Raw genomic sequence first — 17,990 nt, 5'->3', positions numbered from 1 at the left:
TAGTTTTTGTTCAATCTTTTTTAAAGCTCGATCAGAAATTTACTAATACTAGGAGTTAAAATGCTTGTATATTTTACTATAAAATATGATCTACAGCAAGCTTCATCTGCGTAAATAATAAATTACTTAAGTAGTATAATAAAATAAAACCACATCTTGTTATTAAATTTAGAGCTTTTTAATATTTAGCTATTTATATATAAAATAATAGTATTTTCGCAAATTAGCATTGTTATTCTAAATGAAGATAACCTCTTATTATTTATAAGCTACGTTCCGTATTTCAATTAATATTCTAAATTATACTTTGTATATCTTTTTTCTTTATAAGGAACAGAAACTCTTGCATGTATTATTGGAAACAATGATTTTAATTTACTAACGGTTATGTTAAAAAAACTTTTCTAATTTATACTTATATATATACTATTGCTATATAACAATATAGTATCATTTATACTGTTACAGTAAAAAGTGGTGAGTACTATATGTTAATTTTTACAGGTTGCACTTGATGTTTTTCTTGAGTACTACATTTAATATATGCACAATTTCTTAGTTTTTAAGTTTACATAAAAATTTAAGTTGAAAGCTTTATACATTATAGTAATATTGATCTGAGCTTAGTATAGTCTCTTGATAACAATAATTAAATTGAGATACTGTTATTTTTTTTAAAGCCTGCATGAGCTTTTTCAAGTTTTTTAATAAGTCTAGGTGAATATGATTTAATATCTTTTTCTTTGCCGCCCTCATATTTTTTAGCAAGTTTCATCCCGCCTTTTATCATGTTATATGCGAAATTCATTAGCTTTGTTTCGCCTGCGATTCTTTTGGGATTCATGAACATATAAACTTGATAAACGGCAAAGCTCTTTATTAAACGCTTTAAGTCCATTCGAGCTTGTTTGGTTAAACTTTGCAATTTGTCTTTTGGTTTTACAAGGTTTTTATTAGCATCTCTCACTATTTTAGAATGTTGATGCATTAAATAATTACTCACTTCAGCCACATTCTTGTTAATGAGCTTCTCATCCATTTTAAACTTTAAGTTTTTAGTTTTATCTAAATACTTACGGATTAATAAGATAATTCTGCTTTGCAGTTGTGTTAAATCCATAGTTTGCTCATTTAAGATTGCAAGTATTCGCTCTATCTCATAATCAAATTCTTCATTTTTGCTTAATTCTTCAAAAATTTCCTCTACCTCTTTGCTCTCAAGTATTAAATTGTCACTAATACCCATTAATGAATCTTTTATTTGATCAGCAATTTTTTTTGTTTCTTCAGAAAATTGATTATTTGTCATAATCTAATTCATCGTTTAATATAGCTATTTTTATACTAGCACCACATTCCTACTTGTCTATAAAAATAGTATTCAGATATATTAAATTTTCTTATTTGAATCCTCTTAAGAATGAGAGTACCAAATATATCATATTGATAAAATCTTAATTATTATTAAATATGGTTTAATCAAGAATTAAGATTTTAATAATTAAACTTAACTAAAGATGTTTTAAAGTCTTAATCATTATGACCGATTTGTCTTATTATACGTAAGTTTCTAGTTTTTCTACAAAATTTTTATATAAATTTAAGTTTACTACATGCATGCTTAAAAAAGCATTGATGTTAACTCTTGAGGCAAAGATTATATTCAATAAGGTTGAGTCTCCCTTGTGCTTTATTTTCTTTTAAAATCTGCTTTTAAAAGCTTCTTTCACATAAGGTATAAGTAGCAGTTTAAATATTCTAAAACTTTTATATAATTTCTCAAATATATTTGGCATCCTAAGAAACAATGTGAGCAGCATTTTTACAATTCTATTGATTCTTTAGATAGTTTTGTTAAGCCATTTTATTTGGAGTTTTATACTTGCTGATAATAAATTTTTGCTAATTTAGCTTTGTATAACTTTTTGTAATATCTATTATTAATAGATTTATAAGTAAGTATCAAGATTTTAAGATGTTGCTTTAATAACTTTAGAAATTGTAATGTTTCTAAAGTGATTTAGTTTCATAAAATTGTTTAATAGTATCATTTAATTTGTTAAAAATGATTATTTTGGCACTATTGTATACTTAAATTGTTATTTCATGCTTAGCTTAAATGCTATTAAATAAATTGTAAATTATTTTCAGAATTAAGTATAAAAAATTTATAAAATGGATTTTGGATAAATCTGCAATGCAATTTAGAATGTGCTCTAATTGATTTTCTTACCCAGTGTTTTTTGATTAATTTTTAAATCTTTTCTAAGAAATATAGTTAGCATAATCTTGAATATATACAGTTTTAATTGATCTGTTTTATGAAAAACATATTTTAAACTTTAATTATTTTATGTTTTGTCTCAATTTTAAGTTCATTAATACTAATTAAAAATATATACGTTCTACATTATTAGAATAGACATGATATTTAACTTTAATAACAAAACCTTTTATTTTTAACCTTTTTATTCGTCACTAAACTACTACGTTTTATTAGTGACAATTATTATTGTTACTATGCTAGTAGCCTATATATATCAATAATTTAGTAAATTATAAATTTGATAAATTGGCTTTAATAATGCAAGAGTTAGTGTTAGTTGTTAATAGTTAGAGTCATACTAAGCATTTTCTACGAGGAAAATTTATTAATAATAGATTTAGATGATGAATTAGCTGCATCAAAATAAGAAATTTTATGCGTTGAATCTTTAACGTTCTTATATAAAAACTATCTCAATAGTTGAGTGTTGTACAATTCTTTGAGCAGTATCAGTTTTACCAATTACTTGCTAATATTCTACAATCTTTAAGAAAATTAGTTATGAGTAAATTTTCCCTTTATTATAAATCTATTACTCATATAAATATAAGTTAATAACATTTTGCTTCTTTTTAGATATCATGATTTAATAGTAAAGGAAAAAGATCTTTTATAAGAATAAGTTTGTATTTTAAATAAATATTAATATAACTAGATTATGAAAAATAATAAAAATCAAATGTATATATAATATGATCACGTGCATAATATTTTTATATTTATTTTATTCTGCATTAACTACTTCTAAGCTTAAGGTCGGTGCAAAAACTTAGTAATATGGATGATTCGCTTAAAATTAAATTTACTTATAGAACAATAAGGTAAGAAATTTGATAGTACCAATTTTGTCATTTAAGTTTGATTTATTTTGGTACTACGTATTCCTTGTATGATAATAAAGCACTTAAAAGAGTAGAAGATATTATTAAGATTTTGAAGAGAGAATATTTTATTATAAGTAGTTTTTATTACTTTAGATCCTGTGCACTATACAAGTAAGGTATTAAAGAAATATTTAGAAAAAATAGATTATAATTTCATAGGTTTAACTCGAAGAGTATAAGATATTGAACAATTAGCAAAGCAATTTAACTGCTATACATCCGAAAATATTTTATGCAAAAACAAATGAGTATTAATTACAACAGACTAATTTTGTATCCTTAATTAGGATAGTTTGAAAAACCTTGCAGCATTATTATTTAGGATTACCAAAAATGGATAATATTTAAGCATTGCCTATTTGTGATGAGAAATACATTTCATCAATACCTAGATGTTTTAATGCATTATGCCATTTATTTTCAGGATTATCTGCAAAAATAAATTCTTTATTACAATCCATAACTAGCCATAGGTTTTTCTCTAATTCTTCTTCAAGTTGTCCTGGTTTCCACGCTGTATAACCGACAATAAACAAGCTATTTTTAGGTCCTTGACCAAAAGCTATATCTTCTGAAATCTCTAGATTAGAGCTTACTGCTAAATCATTATGGAAATCCAATAACAAATTTTTATTATAATCTCTAGAATGAAGAAAAAATCCTTTTTCATGTTCTATAGGCCCACCAAGATATATAGGAACAATAACCTGGCTTGTTATTTTATCCTCTTTTATTTTAAAAAACGACTTCAAATCTACATGATTGACTAAACGGTTAAATATTAACCCTATCGCTCCTTCTTCCGTGTGTGATAACATATAAATTAAGGATTTATGGTAAATGCCTTTTGTAATTACATACGGTGTTGCAACGAGTGTTTTACCGGATAAGTTATGAAAAATTTTATCGCACATAAATTAAAATTTAATTATAATAATTAGTATATAATATATAAATCTAATTATTCAACAATAATGATTACATTTTTTGATATTACTATTTTCGCTATTATTACTCTTTTCTCATTTTTTGGCTTATATCAAGGTATAGTCGGTTTTTCAACTATTATTTCTTCTATAATGTTAGGATATTTCCTATATCCATATATTTCTGCACAAATCGTGAAATATACCGCGAATGAGGTTATAAGCATCATTATTACTAGTGTTATATCTTATATAATTTCTTTAATTTTATGTGTTTTTATAGTTTATAAATTTCTTGCTATAATTTCGTTTATGCGAAACGGTTTTATTGATAAATTCCTAGGGCTATTAGTAGGATTTACCTTAGGTATTACTATCTCGTTAATACTATTTTTGATAACAATGATCTTTACTTCTGAAAATTATTTTCAAAGTAAATCTTTAAAAGACTTTGTAATAAGTAGCAAGCAAAACAAATACGGAGGAATACTAAAATTTTCTGTCACTACTTATTATTTAGATAAATTAAGTAGAAATATTATAGTTATAATGCCAAACAAGATTTTCAAATCCATTGAAATATTTGAAAATAAAGATTTTAAAAATTTCCTTAAGGAATCAAATAATTTTAACGATTGAAGATGTGTTTGCTAAAGAATTACAGGATGCACTTTCTAATATATTATTAAGGCTATGAGTAGGTATTATTGAGTTCGTAAATCATGCCTCTGTCAAGTGATCTAAAAATACTAATAATTTTAGTGTTTTTAGTGTTTAAAACTAGATCACATGTTTAAATTTTGAGTACAAGATAATTATGCCATACCTGCATAACTGGAAATGACATAAAGTTATCTATGTTTTAGGGGACAATGGAAGAATTGTCTAATCAATACAAAATACAAGAATTACATACTATAGCTTATAATTCCCTCACCGGTTTTAATATTAGCTTTTTGTTATTAAAGATATTGATTTTAGAAAAGAAGCTACTTTTGTTTTTTTTAAAATCACGTTTATAATTTTCACCAGTGAAAGAATTATAGCTAGTAATTAAAGAAGGTATAACCTCATTATAATATATTTTATAAAGGTGATGCATTATTTCTTTGGTAGTTAAATATCCCCATTTTATTGTTTGTTGTGGTACTCTAGCTAGTGCTTCAATACATGCTATAGCTTCTTCAATTTCAGGGTTTTTATTTTTATAAACTTCAGCGTTCGGTGACAAATTAGCTTGCATATCTTTAAACATAGTCTCAATCATTAATGCCATATATTTATCAGTTTTAAATTTTCTTATAAATATTAGATTATTCTTACTACTATAACTTAAAAGCCGGAATTTATATATCAAAATCATGAATTTTATAGCATTAACTTTTAAGCCGCTGATTTTATTTGTATTATAAAATTTAAGTTTTGTTTCATACTCTAGTTGTTTTTTCATACCTGCTTTAAGGAGCTTATTAAACAAATTATTACAATGTATTATATCACTTTTCCTAGCAAGGCGTACTTTATCGGTAGCTTTAGTACAAGAAAAATTAGCTGCATGACGCGTTAGTTGTCTACCTTTATCATCTCTTTTTATATCTGCAAAATGTCCAAGTTCTTGAGCTGCAATAATCTGCAATCTTGCTACTGCAGCAAAGCCATCACCATAACTCGGATGCGCTTTATTGTTTTCAGCAAAAGGGTTACCGCCACATGAGACAAAAATAGCTATGTCCTTGCCGTTAGTGCTTTGCATACCGCTATTACCTCCTACTCGTTGCCAGCTAACAATATCCATCATATCACCTATATTATGCGAATATGTAAGGAATACTTCTGTCTTATTAAGAAGGAGCCATCTTATTACGATTGGGTGAGCAGATTGTACAAAAAGACGTGCCAACATTTCAGTGACTTCTTGCTTAACTGGCTGTAGCTTTTGTATTTGTTTTTTTAAATTATCAAAGATTGAGTTTATTTTTTGATCTGAAGCAGAATTTTTGTATAAACTTTGAAAAAGCTTCGTAGTCTCAGGTATTAAATGCGGTCTTGTTAGTTCTTCGTTACTAACCATTAAGCTTATATTAAGTGCAGGATCGGTAAATCTTGCAAAATTACAACAATCATTAGTATCTATACGTAATTTACCTGATTTAATTAACTGCATAGCCAAATATTCATACTCTATTTCCATGTCTTGCTTATAAATAGCAGGAATACGGTCAAGGATGTGATATATACTAGTCATTTTTCGTTTATTGCTAATTTGCATTAACTATTGTCTGTACAATATCATTTATCTGTATAAAATTCTAAAAATAGAATCTCTAGATTAAATAAAAGCTCTGGTTCATTAAATTATGTTTTTAGGTTTAGGGCTCTTCTTCTCAGATGTAAGTTTTTAACAATATTTACATTAGTGAAGATCGTACTAAAGCAGTCTTCAAGAAATTTATACGAAACTTTGTTGTATCTAATACTTTAGATACAATATCTTCATTTTTAATACCATATGTTTCAAAAATAAATTCGGATACTCATTGAAAATTTTTGTGTCATACCATATTACTATATCTATATATGTCAAGAATAAGATCAATCAATCTTGTTCCTTTATGGTGAATTTATCAGAAGAATATTTTTATTTTATTACACAAATCTTTAACTATTATTCTCATTAATTAATAAAGTATTACTTTATAGTGGTTTTAAAAAATCAATTGGGACATAAGATATTAGATATTTTTGTGTGTAGCTATCCGCTTTGTACCTTTTATTATTTCAGATTCAGGTATTTACTTCTATTTGCTATAAATCATCATGTTCTAATGTATATTAATTGTTTAAATCATATTATGGCCACCGTTGATTGAAATAGTCTCGCCTGTTATAAAACCTGCATTTTCATCAACTAAAAATGCGACTGCTCTAGCTATTTCTTCAGGTTGTCCTAGTCTTTTTTTGGGAATACTATTAACGATTTTAGTAAGTATATCTTTAGGTATTGCACTTACCATTTCTGTTGCAATATATCCTGGCGCTATGCAGTTAACTGTGATATTTTTAGAAGCAGTTTCACGTGCAAGAGCCTTAGTAAAACCAATGATACCAGCTTTAGCAGCAGAGTAATTAGTTTGACCAATCTGTCCTGATTGAGCATTAATTGAACTGATATTTACTATACGACCATAATTTTGGTTGCGCATCTGTTCCATTACACTGCTAGACATATTAAAGCAAGAATGAAGATTAACATTAATAACGTCGGTCCAATCTTGATTACTCATTCTATGTAGCATTTTATCTTTGGTAATACCTGCATTATTAACAAGAATACTTACTGGTTTTTTAAACTCCTCTTCAATTTCCTTTACTGCTTTTTTACATTCTTCAAAATCTGCAACATTCCAGCATTTGGTTCTTATACCATATTTTGATTCCATTTCTTTAGCAGCATCATAATTACTGAAAAAATTAGCAATTACCGTAAGATACCTATTTTTTAATTCTAAAGCAGTAGCTTTCCCTATCCCTCTAGTACCACCTGTTACAATTGCAATTTCTGACATTATTGTTCCATACCTATATTTTGACTTTTATTAAATTTATCGTTGTAGTGGTTAAAAACGTAATACCACTTTAAACGATTTACCTCATATTGTGATATATTTTCTGTGATGATTGTTTTCATACTCTATATCTTTACACATTTAACTTTATTAGTTTTAGCAGTAAATTTATTATAGTAGCAAGTATTTCTTTGCCACTTTTTGAAATGGCATTCTTATTTGTTTTTTAGTTTTTTAATTAACTTGTTGTTGCATAGCCTAAAATAAATACTATCTGCTTTCTAAGCCATATTACATTTTTAAAGTAATGCTGTATCTATACATGTTATTTTATACCAGTATATTTAAATGTTTGAGATATTTTTTATATTCATTAAATTTTTCTCTATCTTTAGACTAATAATACATATTATTGAATATTGCTTCCTGAGGTTAATTTATCAAATTAATGGTTTCCTTTTGTCTTATTTTTTCTGTTATATTATTTAGATTAATGTTCTTTATCCAAAGATATAAAAGGACTATTTTTTAGTGTACATCTTTCATAGTTTTTTCTCTGATCAATAATTGATGTATCTAGATCATATAATACATTCAATAATGTATTAGTATTTAAGAGCAACATAATCTTCAAACAATGCTTAAGCTTAGAATCAATTTAAGCAATTCATTTTTTGTCTAAATACATATATCATTGAATCGAACCATGTATATGTGCATGTTTGGATATAAGCAATATTTTCTTTGTAATCAGACTTTGTGACTTTTGACAAATTTACTAAAATTATGTGCATCATTGAAATTTGATAGCAACATTTAATTTTTTGCAAGCATTTTGAATACCATGTTTCCTAGCAATTCAGCAACATTATCAATTTTATCTTGCATATTGTGTGGGGTCTCTTTTTGATTTTTTAATATTTAAAGCATTATAATATTCTACAGGCAGTTGTTCATCTCTTGTTATTTTAATTAAAAATCATTATATGAAAATAGTCTAGTTAAAAATATTTAACTGTATTAACGAAAATATGTTATTTATATGAATATTGATAAATTTACTGCACATGCTAAATCAGTTATAGCTAATCATCAATCTCTTGCTATTAAAAATGATCATCAGCAGATATTACCTTTGCATTTATTATCTAGTCTTTTAAGTGAAGAAACAGGTATAATTCAAGCCCTTATTAATAATATAGGAGGTAATATACACTTATTAAAAGATCAAGTACAGCTAGAGTTAAATAAAATACCAAAAATTCAGGTTGATGGAGGTGGACAAATTTATTATTCTGCTGAAGATCTTAAAGTATTAGAAAAATCACGTAGTATTGCTAAAGATAGCGGGGATAGTTTTGTAACAATAGAGCGTATATTTGAAGCATTAACTTATGATAATACTATAGCCGGTAAAATTTTAACGAATAATGGGATTAATAGTAAAAAACTAGCCGCAGCTATTTTACATCTTCGTAAAGGCAAAAAAGCAGATACTGAATCTGCAGAAAATAGTTATGATGCTCTAAAGAGATATGGTAGAGATGTAACAGAGCTTGCTAAAAATGGTAAGCTTGATCCGATAATCGGGCGTGATGAAGAAATAAGAAGAGCAGTGCAGGTACTATCACGACGTATGAAAAACAATCCTGTATTGATAGGTGCACCAGGAGTTGGTAAAACTGCTATAATAGAGGGGCTTGCACAACGCATATTTAATAAGGATGTGCCTGAAACACTTATTAACTGCCGTATTATTGAGCTTGATATAGGAGCATTAATAGCAGGGGCTCAATATCGAGGGGAATTTGAAAAACGTCTTAAGTCAGTGCTTAGTGAAATTAAAGAATCAAGCGGTGAAATTATTTTGTTTATTGATGAATTGCATCTATTAGTTGGTACTGGAAAAGTTGAGGGTGCTATGGATGCCTCAAATTTATTAAAACCTATGCTTGCACGTGGTGAGTTACACTGTATAGGTGCTACTACTTTAGACGAATATCGTAAATATATAGAGAAGGATGCTGCGCTTGCTCGTCGTTTCCAACCTGTTTATGTAGGTGAGCCTAGCGTAGAAGATACGATATCAATACTTAGAGGAATCAAAGAAAAATATGAACTTCATCATGCTGTGCGAATTTCTGATAGTGCAATAGTTGCAGCAGCGACGTTATCAAATCGTTATATTACTGATCGTTATTTACCTGATAAAGCTATTGATTTAATTGATGAAGCTTGTAGTCGTATGAAAATTGAATTGTCAAGTAAACCTGAAGAACTTGACGAGCTAGATCGTCGTATTATTCAGATAAAGATTGAGCTTGCAGCACTTAAAAAGGAAAATGATGAACATTCTAAAAAGAAAATTACTAGTCTAACTGAAGAACTCAAACAGTTAGACTCTAAATCATATGATATGAATACTAAATGGCAGGCGGCAAAATCTAAACTACAGCAAGCCCAGAAACTTAAAGAAGAATTAGAACAAGCTAGAATTGATCTAGACCGTGCTGAGCGTGATGCTAATCTCGCTAAGGCTAGTGAATTAAAATACGGAATTATACCTGAGATTATGAACAAACTTCAAGCAGCTGAAAATATGGATAATAAAGGGCTGTTAAAAGAAATTGTATCAGAAAGTGATATAGCAAGTATTATCTCGCGTATTACTGGTATTCCAATTGATACGATGCTATCAAGTGAGCGTGAGCGTTTACTTGTGATTGAGCAGAAACTGTCTGAATCAGTCATAGGACAGGATGAGGCAATTAAAGGTATAAGTGATGCAGTTAGAAGATCACGTTCAGGGATTCAAGATATTAATCGTCCGCTTGGTTCATTCTTATTCTTAGGACCTACTGGTGTAGGTAAAACTGAGCTTACTAAAGCGTTAGCTGGCTTTTTATTCGATGATCGTAATGCTCTACTTCGTATAGATATGTCAGAATATATGGAGAAACATTCTATTTCTCGTCTGATAGGAGCGCCACCAGGTTATATAGGATATGATCAAGGTGGGGTGTTAACGGAATCAGTAAGACGCCGCCCTTATCAAGTAATATTATTTGATGAAGTTGAAAAAGCACATCTAGACATATTTAATATTATGTTACAAATACTTGATGAAGGAAGATTAACAAATAGTCAAGGTATAACAGTTGATTTTAAAAATACTATTATAGTATTAACATCTAATTTAGGTGCTGAGATACTAGTTAATCAGCAAGAAGATGAAGATACATATAAAGTAAAGGATGAGGTTATGCAATATGTTAGAGCAGTATTTAAACCAGAATTTCTAAATAGGTTAGATGAAATTATATTATTTCATCGGCTAAATCGTAATAATATTTATGATATAGTAAAGATACAGCTTGGAAGCTTAAAGAAAATTTTGCTACAACAGAATATTATTCTTGAATTTAATGAATCTGCTTTAAATTATTTAGCTGAAAAAGGCTATGATCCAAGTTTTGGAGCAAGACCTTTAAAACGTCTTATCCAGAGAGAAATACAAAATAATCTAGCCAAGATGATTTTGGCAGGTAAAATAAGTAGTGGTAATACAGTAAAAATAGCTAGAGAAAAGGAAGAGCTAAGGATCGAGATAATTGATTAAGCTCTGTACTATATCTAAAAACTAAATTATTGCATAATACATAATTTGCATTATTTGTTTTTTATTACTTTGTTATCAATACCATGCTCACTAAATCAATAAGTTTTATAACAATCTAATCGATAGGAGTGTGTAATAGATTAAGAAACAGCAGTAGAGATATTGAAATAAATCTACTGAAATAGCAGAATTTAAAGAATAAGATTTAGTTTATAATAAAAATATCACTGCTAGAACATTTTTGAAAGATTCCAAAGAAATAATTATATAGAATTCTATGAAATGTAATTTGTTTCAGTAATACTCACGCATGATCCAAATGAGTAAATTCCAAGTTTAAAATCTAAAACGAAAATCATAGGTTTATAATTTAATATAATGCTGCAATAAATATTTTGCAGAGTTACAACTCTTAATATCAAATTAATTAACACTACAAATTCATATTGAATATAAAATTGAGATAAATTCGCTTTTAGTAGCTTCTGATATGCTGATATTTTTATATTAAACTATGAAAAAGTAGTGTATTGTCAATATTAAATTTTAACAGTAAAATATTTATTCACTACATGATTTCTAAAAACTATTATTGCTAAAATATATATGCTTTATATATAATGACCATGTTGCATGAAAAAAATAAATTATATATCCTCTAAACTCCATTTCGCTTTTGGACAGAAATTCAAAGGACTAAATAGTTTATTATTATAACGCTCAAGTCCTGCATATGCAATCATTGCAGCATTATCGGTACATAAATGCATAGGTGGGGCAATAAGACGATAACCATATGTTTGAGTACAATTACTTAATATTTCTTGTAAATATTTATTAGCAGCAACACCACCTGCAATGACTATAGTATCATTTAATAAGTTTGACCTAAACGAATTTTGTAGGTATATCCTAGATTTAGGTCTTGTTATATCCTGCAAGTGGTTCAAATTAAATTCATCTTGTCTAAAGCTTTTTAAATTGAGATTTGTAGTATAATCGACATTCTCATAATAATAATTTAAAATTTGTTGATATAATCTAATAGCATTTAGCATCTTACTACTTAGAATCGCTCCTATGGTAAATTGAAAACTTGCTGCTATATCATTAATTACAGAATCATTCACTTCTTTTAAACTCATTATTAAATTACGCACAGCAGTTTTCAGCCCTGAAAAGGACATATTGCAATTACCGCTGTTAATTATAGGTTTTGGAAATTTATATTTATGAGGATTGCCTAATTTGGCTCTTTTTTCAATTTCAGGACCTCCTGGAAAGGATAAATTTAGCATTTTTGCAACCTTGTCAAATGTTTCTCCTATAGCATCATCTATAGTACTCCCTAAGATTTTATATTTCCCGAGTCCTAAAACTGCTACAAATTGACAATGTCCACCAGAAGCTAATAAGAGTAAATAAGGATAAGAAATATTATCGGTTAGTCTCACTGTTAAGGCATGACCTTCTAGATGATTAATTGCAATAAATGGTTTATTTAAAGCACTGCTTAGTGATCTTGCAAACATTGAGCCAACTATAACACCGCCTATTAAACCTGGACCGGAAGTTGCGGCAATTGCACTAATTTCTGTTAATTCAGTATTGCTTTTTGTTAAAACATTTTCTAATGCTTGATCTAGGTTCGATAAGTGAGAACGTGCAGCAATTTCAGGTACTACCCCTCCAAAAACTGCATGTTCTGTATTTTGTGGAATAATTATATTAGATAAGATTTTTCGACTTTCTGTGATTATAGAAATAGCTGTATCATCACAGCTTGATTCTATACCTAAAATTTTTTTCATTCATTAAAATGGATATTAGCAAAAGTATCGGTTGTGTAGATTATAATAAATATACGGTGTCAAACCATTGCTTGATAGAAACAAAATTAAGTCTATTATGCACCTATATGTTCACTACTATACCTTTAAGGTATTCAACTGATTATACAGTTTATAAATAGATTGTTCAGCATCAATTATTTTTTTATTCACTATTTTTAGTAATTTTTCTGAAGGTTTTTCTGTTATTTGTGTTGCAGAACTCACTTGCTCTGCTAAATTTTTAAGTGATTCTTGTATTTCTACAAAAGATTTTTTAAGTTGTTCTTTAATAATAAGAGAAGATTCTTCAATTTCCTTGCTTTTTAAGCATAGATTTTCTAATAAATTATCTATTTTAGTTTGCATTAAGCTCAATTTTTGTTTTTGCTTTTCACTAAGATAGCTTAAAGTTTCTTGCATTTTTGCCTGTATACGTACTTTTGTAGTACGTTCAAGTTCCGAAGCTAAACCTATTTTGCTCATTAAAAATATTATCCATTTATGCACATCAAAATGATACCACTTGACACCATTACGATAATCTGAAGGGAAAGCATGATGGTAATTATGCCAATTTTCTCCAAGTAAGAATAATGCCATCCACCAAATGTCTCCAGCAGTACCTCTGTAGTATTTTTTACTACCGACAAAATGGCATAAAGAATTAACAGAAAATGTTGCTTGTTGCTGTAAGAACCTCCCAAGTCCAATAAATAAGAATCCTGCATATGCTGATTGTATAGTACCACCAATTAAATAACCGGTAAATAAAGGTACTACAATATTCATAAAAGCTGCTATCTTCCAATAATATTTTAATTGCCATTTTAGTAAATTATTTTTACCAAGCTTAGCCCAAGTAATGCGATCAATAAATTTATAACTACCGCTTCCTACTAGCATCCATCCTATATGAGACCAAAGAAATCCTAAAACCTTATTATCAAACTTCAGAGGACTATGTGGATCTTGATCTGTATCTGTTTTAGCATGATGTTTATAATGATTAGATGCCCAAGATAAGGCTGGTCCTTGCAATGTTCCTGCAGATAACATAACTAAAACAAATTCAGCATATTTATTTATTTTATATGCATTATGAGACCATAACCTATGTAAACCAATTCCAACAGTAATATTATTAATATAATAACTAGCAATTATGAAAATAATTTCAAGTAATCCTATCCCATAATCAAACGAATATTTTACTACAAGAGATATAATCAAAATAGGATAAAATATTAAAGCAAATAAAGCAGGTTTATTTAGTTTATTTAACATAACATTTACAGTTTTAGTGATTAAAAATATACAAGCGGTAACGAAAACGAAAAATTAAACTTAATTTAGTTACATAAAATTTAACTAGATACTAACATACTTAATACATAAATACAAAGAAAATTTTGATAACACAGTTGTTACATTGTTGTTATCCTTATTTAAATTAATAGCTAGGTAAAACTAGTGTATTTAAAATTAAATATACTTTTCCTAATCGCCTTTCTCATGACTTCATTTAATGAATTATTAAATAAGAAGTTCATTAAAGATCTATTTTTAAATTGATTTAAATACTTCTGCATTTAAAATAAGTCTTGCAATTTAAAACTCAGCATAGCAGAGAAGGATTTGCTATTTTATGCTATTTATATTTTTGAAATCTTTGGTATCAAAATATATCTGTTTATAAATTCTTGTAAAACTTCCTTAGAACGTTTTAATAAGTTCTTTAAGGTGCTGTTCAAATAATCAAAGTTTACAAAAAATAGAATATGATCGTCTATTTTTGTTAAATTTAGTTGCTTGTTTGATAATTTATTGATACATTTTAGTATTGATAATTCTTGTAATGCTATAATTATAATCATGATGGAAAGATTCTGACTACAGCCACTACAGCCTCTTATTAAATCCTGCTATTTATCATTATTAAGCCTTTGTTTTTGTTTATTTAATTTTTAATGTTATTTCTTTTACTTTTAGAATAATTAAACATTTTTAAATAATCTACTAAGTTTATGGTTAATAGCAAACCTTTTAACATCAATAACACAATAAGATTTTTAATTTTTAAAGATAATACTTGAATTTAATAGTTTAAGTTGCTATAAATAGCTTTATTTTAAAGTTTGTTTATTGGAGATTCTTATTATCATGAGCTTTTATGAATCAGTTTTTATCATACGACAAGACGTATCATTAAACGATATAGATAAAATCGTTGATGATTTCACTAAAATCATTAAAGATAATGATGGAACTATCATAAAAAAAGAATATTGGGGGTTAAGAACTTTAGCTTATAAAATTGGTAATAATAAAAAAGGACATTACTATTTTTTAGGTATAGATATTACCAGCAATATAAAAGAAGAGTTAGAAAGAAAAATGAAACTTAATGAGAGTATTATTAGGTTTCTCACAATTAAAGTAGACTCAATTAGTAGTGAACCTTCGCCGATATTAAAAAATCAGAGTACAGAAAACACTCCAGTAATTGACGTAACGATTAATAATTAAATTTGTCAGAATTAAGGTTAAAGAATGTTAAAAAGTAATAATGCTAGTAAAACAGCTACTTGCAAGGTAGGAGATAAAGCTGCTAAAAAAGTATTTTTTAGAAGACGTAAAGGATGTCCTCTTTCTGTACCTAATGCACCTGTTATTGACTATAAAAATCCTGAACTTTTAATAAAATTTGTATCTGAAGGTGGTAGAATGCTACCAAGTAGGATCACAAATGTTTGTGCAAAGAAACAAAGAAAACTAAATAATGCTATTAAAATTGCAAGGATTTTAGCGTTATTACCTTTTGTATTTCAAGCTAAATAAAGGCATAATACATGGAAATTATTTTAATAAAACCCGTAAGAAAATTAGGTAAAATTGGCGACATACTCAAAGTAGCAAATGGGTTTGGTCGTAATTATCTTTTGCCGCAAAAATTAGCTATTAGAGCTACTAAGTCTAATAAAGAGCTAATAGTTAAACAAAAACATGAATTTGAAGCAAAAGATAAGCAAATAAGAGCAGAAGTAGAAAAAATTAACACCCTTATTAAGGATCAACAGTTAGTTTTTATCCGTCAAACATCAGATGACTGTAAGCTTTTTGGTTCAGTGACTAATAAAGATATAGCGGATAAGTTATCTAAAAATATATCTTATAATATCTCTCATTCAAATGTTATTCTTGATAAACAAATTAAATCTACCGGAATTTATACGGTTGAAATAAGGCTTCATGCAGAGCTTACTGCTATAGTGACAGTTATTGTAGCAAGATCAGACTCAGAAGCACAAGATTACTTACGTGAACAAAAAACTGAAAATTCAGCAGATTTAGCTGAATCTGAATAAGTTTCTTTATTTATGTACTTTTTTGTTACCATTGTAAAGATATAGTATAATTTGAGCAATTCAATGGAACTATATAAGATTCATGCAACAATTTTATATGTTAATGACATACTATGTTTTCCCACAGTATCCACAAACACCTTACAATACTAACATTCTCCAACTATAACCTATGTTATATGAAAAATTTGAATATAATATCAATAATCTAGTAGGTAATTTTGGATTATCTAAAATAGCGATTGCAGTTTCTGGTGGTAGTGACTCGGTAGCGCTTCTTTATCTTGCTAATATTTGGGCAGAAAAAAATAATATAGAATTATTTATTATATCAGTTGATCATAACTTACGGGCACAGTCAAAGCAAGAGAACTACTATATCCAAAGTATCAGTAATAATTTAAAGCGCAAATATTATAATTTATCTTTTGATCATCAAAATAATTTTTCAAATTTACAAGCAAGAGCAAGAGAAGGGCGCTATGATTTGATGACAAATCTATGCTTAGAACTCGATGTATTAGTACTTCTGACTGCTCATCATGAAGATGATTACGTAGAAAATTTTTGTTTAAGATTAGAGCGTAATAGCGGTATATTTGGGCTTAGTAGTAGTAATATCCATTGGTATAATAATATACAAATAATTAGACCACTATATAATATTCCAAAAAGTGAATTAGTAAAGTATTTAGTCACCAATAAAATCAAATGGTTTGAAGATGAGTCAAATTTATCAGATAAATATAGACGCAATATTATTAGGCAAAAATTATTTAAAGAAGAAAATTATATTAAAGCAGAAATAAGCGTGCAACAACTTAAAACTAACAAACTGATAGAAGATGAGTTAAAGCCTGAATTAATATCTGCAATAGGTGAAGCAGTGAAGATTTTTGAATATGGTTTTACATTTCTTGATTTAGTTAAATTTGATAAGTTTTCAAATGAAGTAAAAGTACAAATAATTAATTTTTTACTAATAATGATTAGTGGACAATCTAGATCAGCACGTTTCTATTCAATAGCACCAATTCTGAAATTAATTAGTCAAAACGTAAATTTTAAGAAAACAGTGCATGGTTGTGTAATTACGCGTATACAAAATGAGTTACTCATATATAGAGAATTCGGCAAAAAATTACCTAAGAGTAAAATATTATTAGATAAATCAGTTATTTGGGACAATAGATTTTGTATAACCAAAAATCAAGAAACGCCTGATTGTGTTATAACTTATTTATCATTAGAAGATTATAAAGTGATAAAGAAACAATTAGATTTAAAACATTTAAAAAATTTATCTTGCAAAAACCACAATGCAATTTTATTTACCTTACCTATCATTAAAATACTTGAAAAAGTTATAGCAATACCTCATATATCATATTATGATAACGACATGTGGAACTTTGAAGTATCATTTGCTCCAAATTTTGTATCTCGTTTTACCCATTTTTGCTAACCCGGTA

11 protein-coding genes and 2 pseudogenes are annotated in these 17,990 nt (G+C 27.6%); 7 read left to right on the top strand and 6 right to left on the bottom strand.

The genetic code is table 11. The annotated features are described in order from the left end of the window. Positions 1 to 649 precede the first annotated feature (649 nt). Entirely contained in the window at positions 650 to 1,309 is a 660-nt protein-coding gene (locus RT_RS00505) for a DUF5394 family protein (protein WP_011190572.1), read from the bottom strand. A gap of 1,675 nt (positions 1,310 to 2,984) precedes the next feature. On the opposite strand from RT_RS00505, the pseudogene RT_RS04360 reads away from it, so the two are divergent. Then, positions 2,985 to 3,507 (top strand): annotated as a pseudogene (locus RT_RS04360) (SCO family protein). A gap of 47 nt (positions 3,508 to 3,554) precedes the next feature. On the opposite strand, the gene RT_RS00500 reads toward RT_RS04360, so the two are convergent. Next, the gene (locus tag RT_RS00500) at positions 3,555 to 4,124 is read right to left on the bottom strand and encodes a YqgE/AlgH family protein (RefSeq protein ID WP_011190571.1); all 570 of its coding nucleotides are present in this window, start codon (positions 4,122 to 4,124) and stop codon (positions 3,555 to 3,557) included. Between the two features lie 60 nt (positions 4,125 to 4,184). On the opposite strand from RT_RS00500, the pseudogene RT_RS00495 reads away from it, so the two are divergent. Continuing rightward, positions 4,185 to 4,833: pseudogene (locus RT_RS00495) on the top strand (CvpA family protein). Positions 4,834 to 5,058: 225 nt separating this feature from the next. Here the strand turns inward: RT_RS00495 and RT_RS00490 are convergent. Further along, the gene (locus RT_RS00490) at positions 5,059 to 6,381 is read right to left on the bottom strand and encodes a DUF2748 family protein (protein ID WP_011190569.1); all 1,323 of its coding nucleotides are present in this window, start codon (positions 6,379 to 6,381) and stop codon (positions 5,059 to 5,061) included. A gap of 595 nt (positions 6,382 to 6,976) precedes the next feature. Then, a complete protein-coding gene (locus RT_RS00485; RefSeq protein WP_011190568.1) occupies positions 6,977 to 7,702 on the bottom strand; it encodes an SDR family oxidoreductase in 726 nt (241 codons plus the stop codon). A gap of 1,042 nt (positions 7,703 to 8,744) precedes the next feature. On the opposite strand from RT_RS00485, the gene clpB reads away from it, so the two are divergent. After that, entirely contained in the window at positions 8,745 to 11,321 is a 2,577-nt protein-coding gene (clpB, locus tag RT_RS00480) for an ATP-dependent chaperone ClpB (RefSeq protein ID WP_011190567.1), read from the top strand. A gap of 647 nt (positions 11,322 to 11,968) precedes the next feature. Here the strand turns inward: clpB and tsaD are convergent. Continuing rightward, entirely contained in the window at positions 11,969 to 13,132 is a 1,164-nt protein-coding gene (tsaD, locus tag RT_RS00475; protein WP_011190566.1) for a tRNA (adenosine(37)-N6)-threonylcarbamoyltransferase complex transferase subunit TsaD, read from the bottom strand. A gap of 117 nt (positions 13,133 to 13,249) precedes the next feature. Next, positions 13,250 to 14,437: a fatty acid desaturase gene (locus tag RT_RS00470; protein WP_011190565.1), complete on the bottom strand. Its 1,188-nt coding sequence runs from the start codon at positions 14,435 to 14,437 to the stop codon at positions 13,250 to 13,252. 876 nt (positions 14,438 to 15,313) lie between these two features. On the opposite strand from RT_RS00470, the gene rpsF reads away from it, so the two are divergent. The 4 genes from rpsF to tilS all read left to right on the top strand — a co-directional run bounded on the left by rpsF (position 15,314) and on the right by tilS (position 17,983). Beyond that, positions 15,314 to 15,679, top strand: coding sequence for a 30S ribosomal protein S6 (gene rpsF, locus RT_RS00465; RefSeq protein WP_011190564.1), 366 nt, complete (start codon positions 15,314 to 15,316; stop codon positions 15,677 to 15,679). A gap of 24 nt (positions 15,680 to 15,703) precedes the next feature. After that, positions 15,704 to 15,991 (top strand): 30S ribosomal protein S18, encoded by a 288-nt coding sequence (gene rpsR / locus RT_RS00460; RefSeq protein WP_011190563.1) that lies wholly within the window; start codon positions 15,704 to 15,706, stop codon positions 15,989 to 15,991. An 11-nt stretch (positions 15,992 to 16,002) separates the two neighbouring features. Continuing rightward, complete coding sequence (rplI, locus tag RT_RS00455; protein WP_011190562.1) at positions 16,003 to 16,518, top strand: 50S ribosomal protein L9; 516 nt, start codon at positions 16,003 to 16,005, stop codon at positions 16,516 to 16,518. Positions 16,519 to 16,690: 172 nt separating this feature from the next. Beyond that, entirely contained in the window at positions 16,691 to 17,983 is a 1,293-nt protein-coding gene (tilS, locus tag RT_RS00450) for a tRNA lysidine(34) synthetase TilS (protein ID WP_011190561.1), read from the top strand. Positions 17,984 to 17,990: the final 7 nt, after the last annotated feature.

The sequence above is a fragment of the Rickettsia typhi str. Wilmington genome (genome assembly GCF_000008045.1).
Lineage (GTDB): Bacteria > Pseudomonadota > Alphaproteobacteria > Rickettsiales > Rickettsiaceae > Rickettsia > Rickettsia typhi.
The sequence above is the reverse complement of the archived record's forward strand: the minus strand, read 5'-3'. Positions and strand labels throughout refer to the sequence as shown.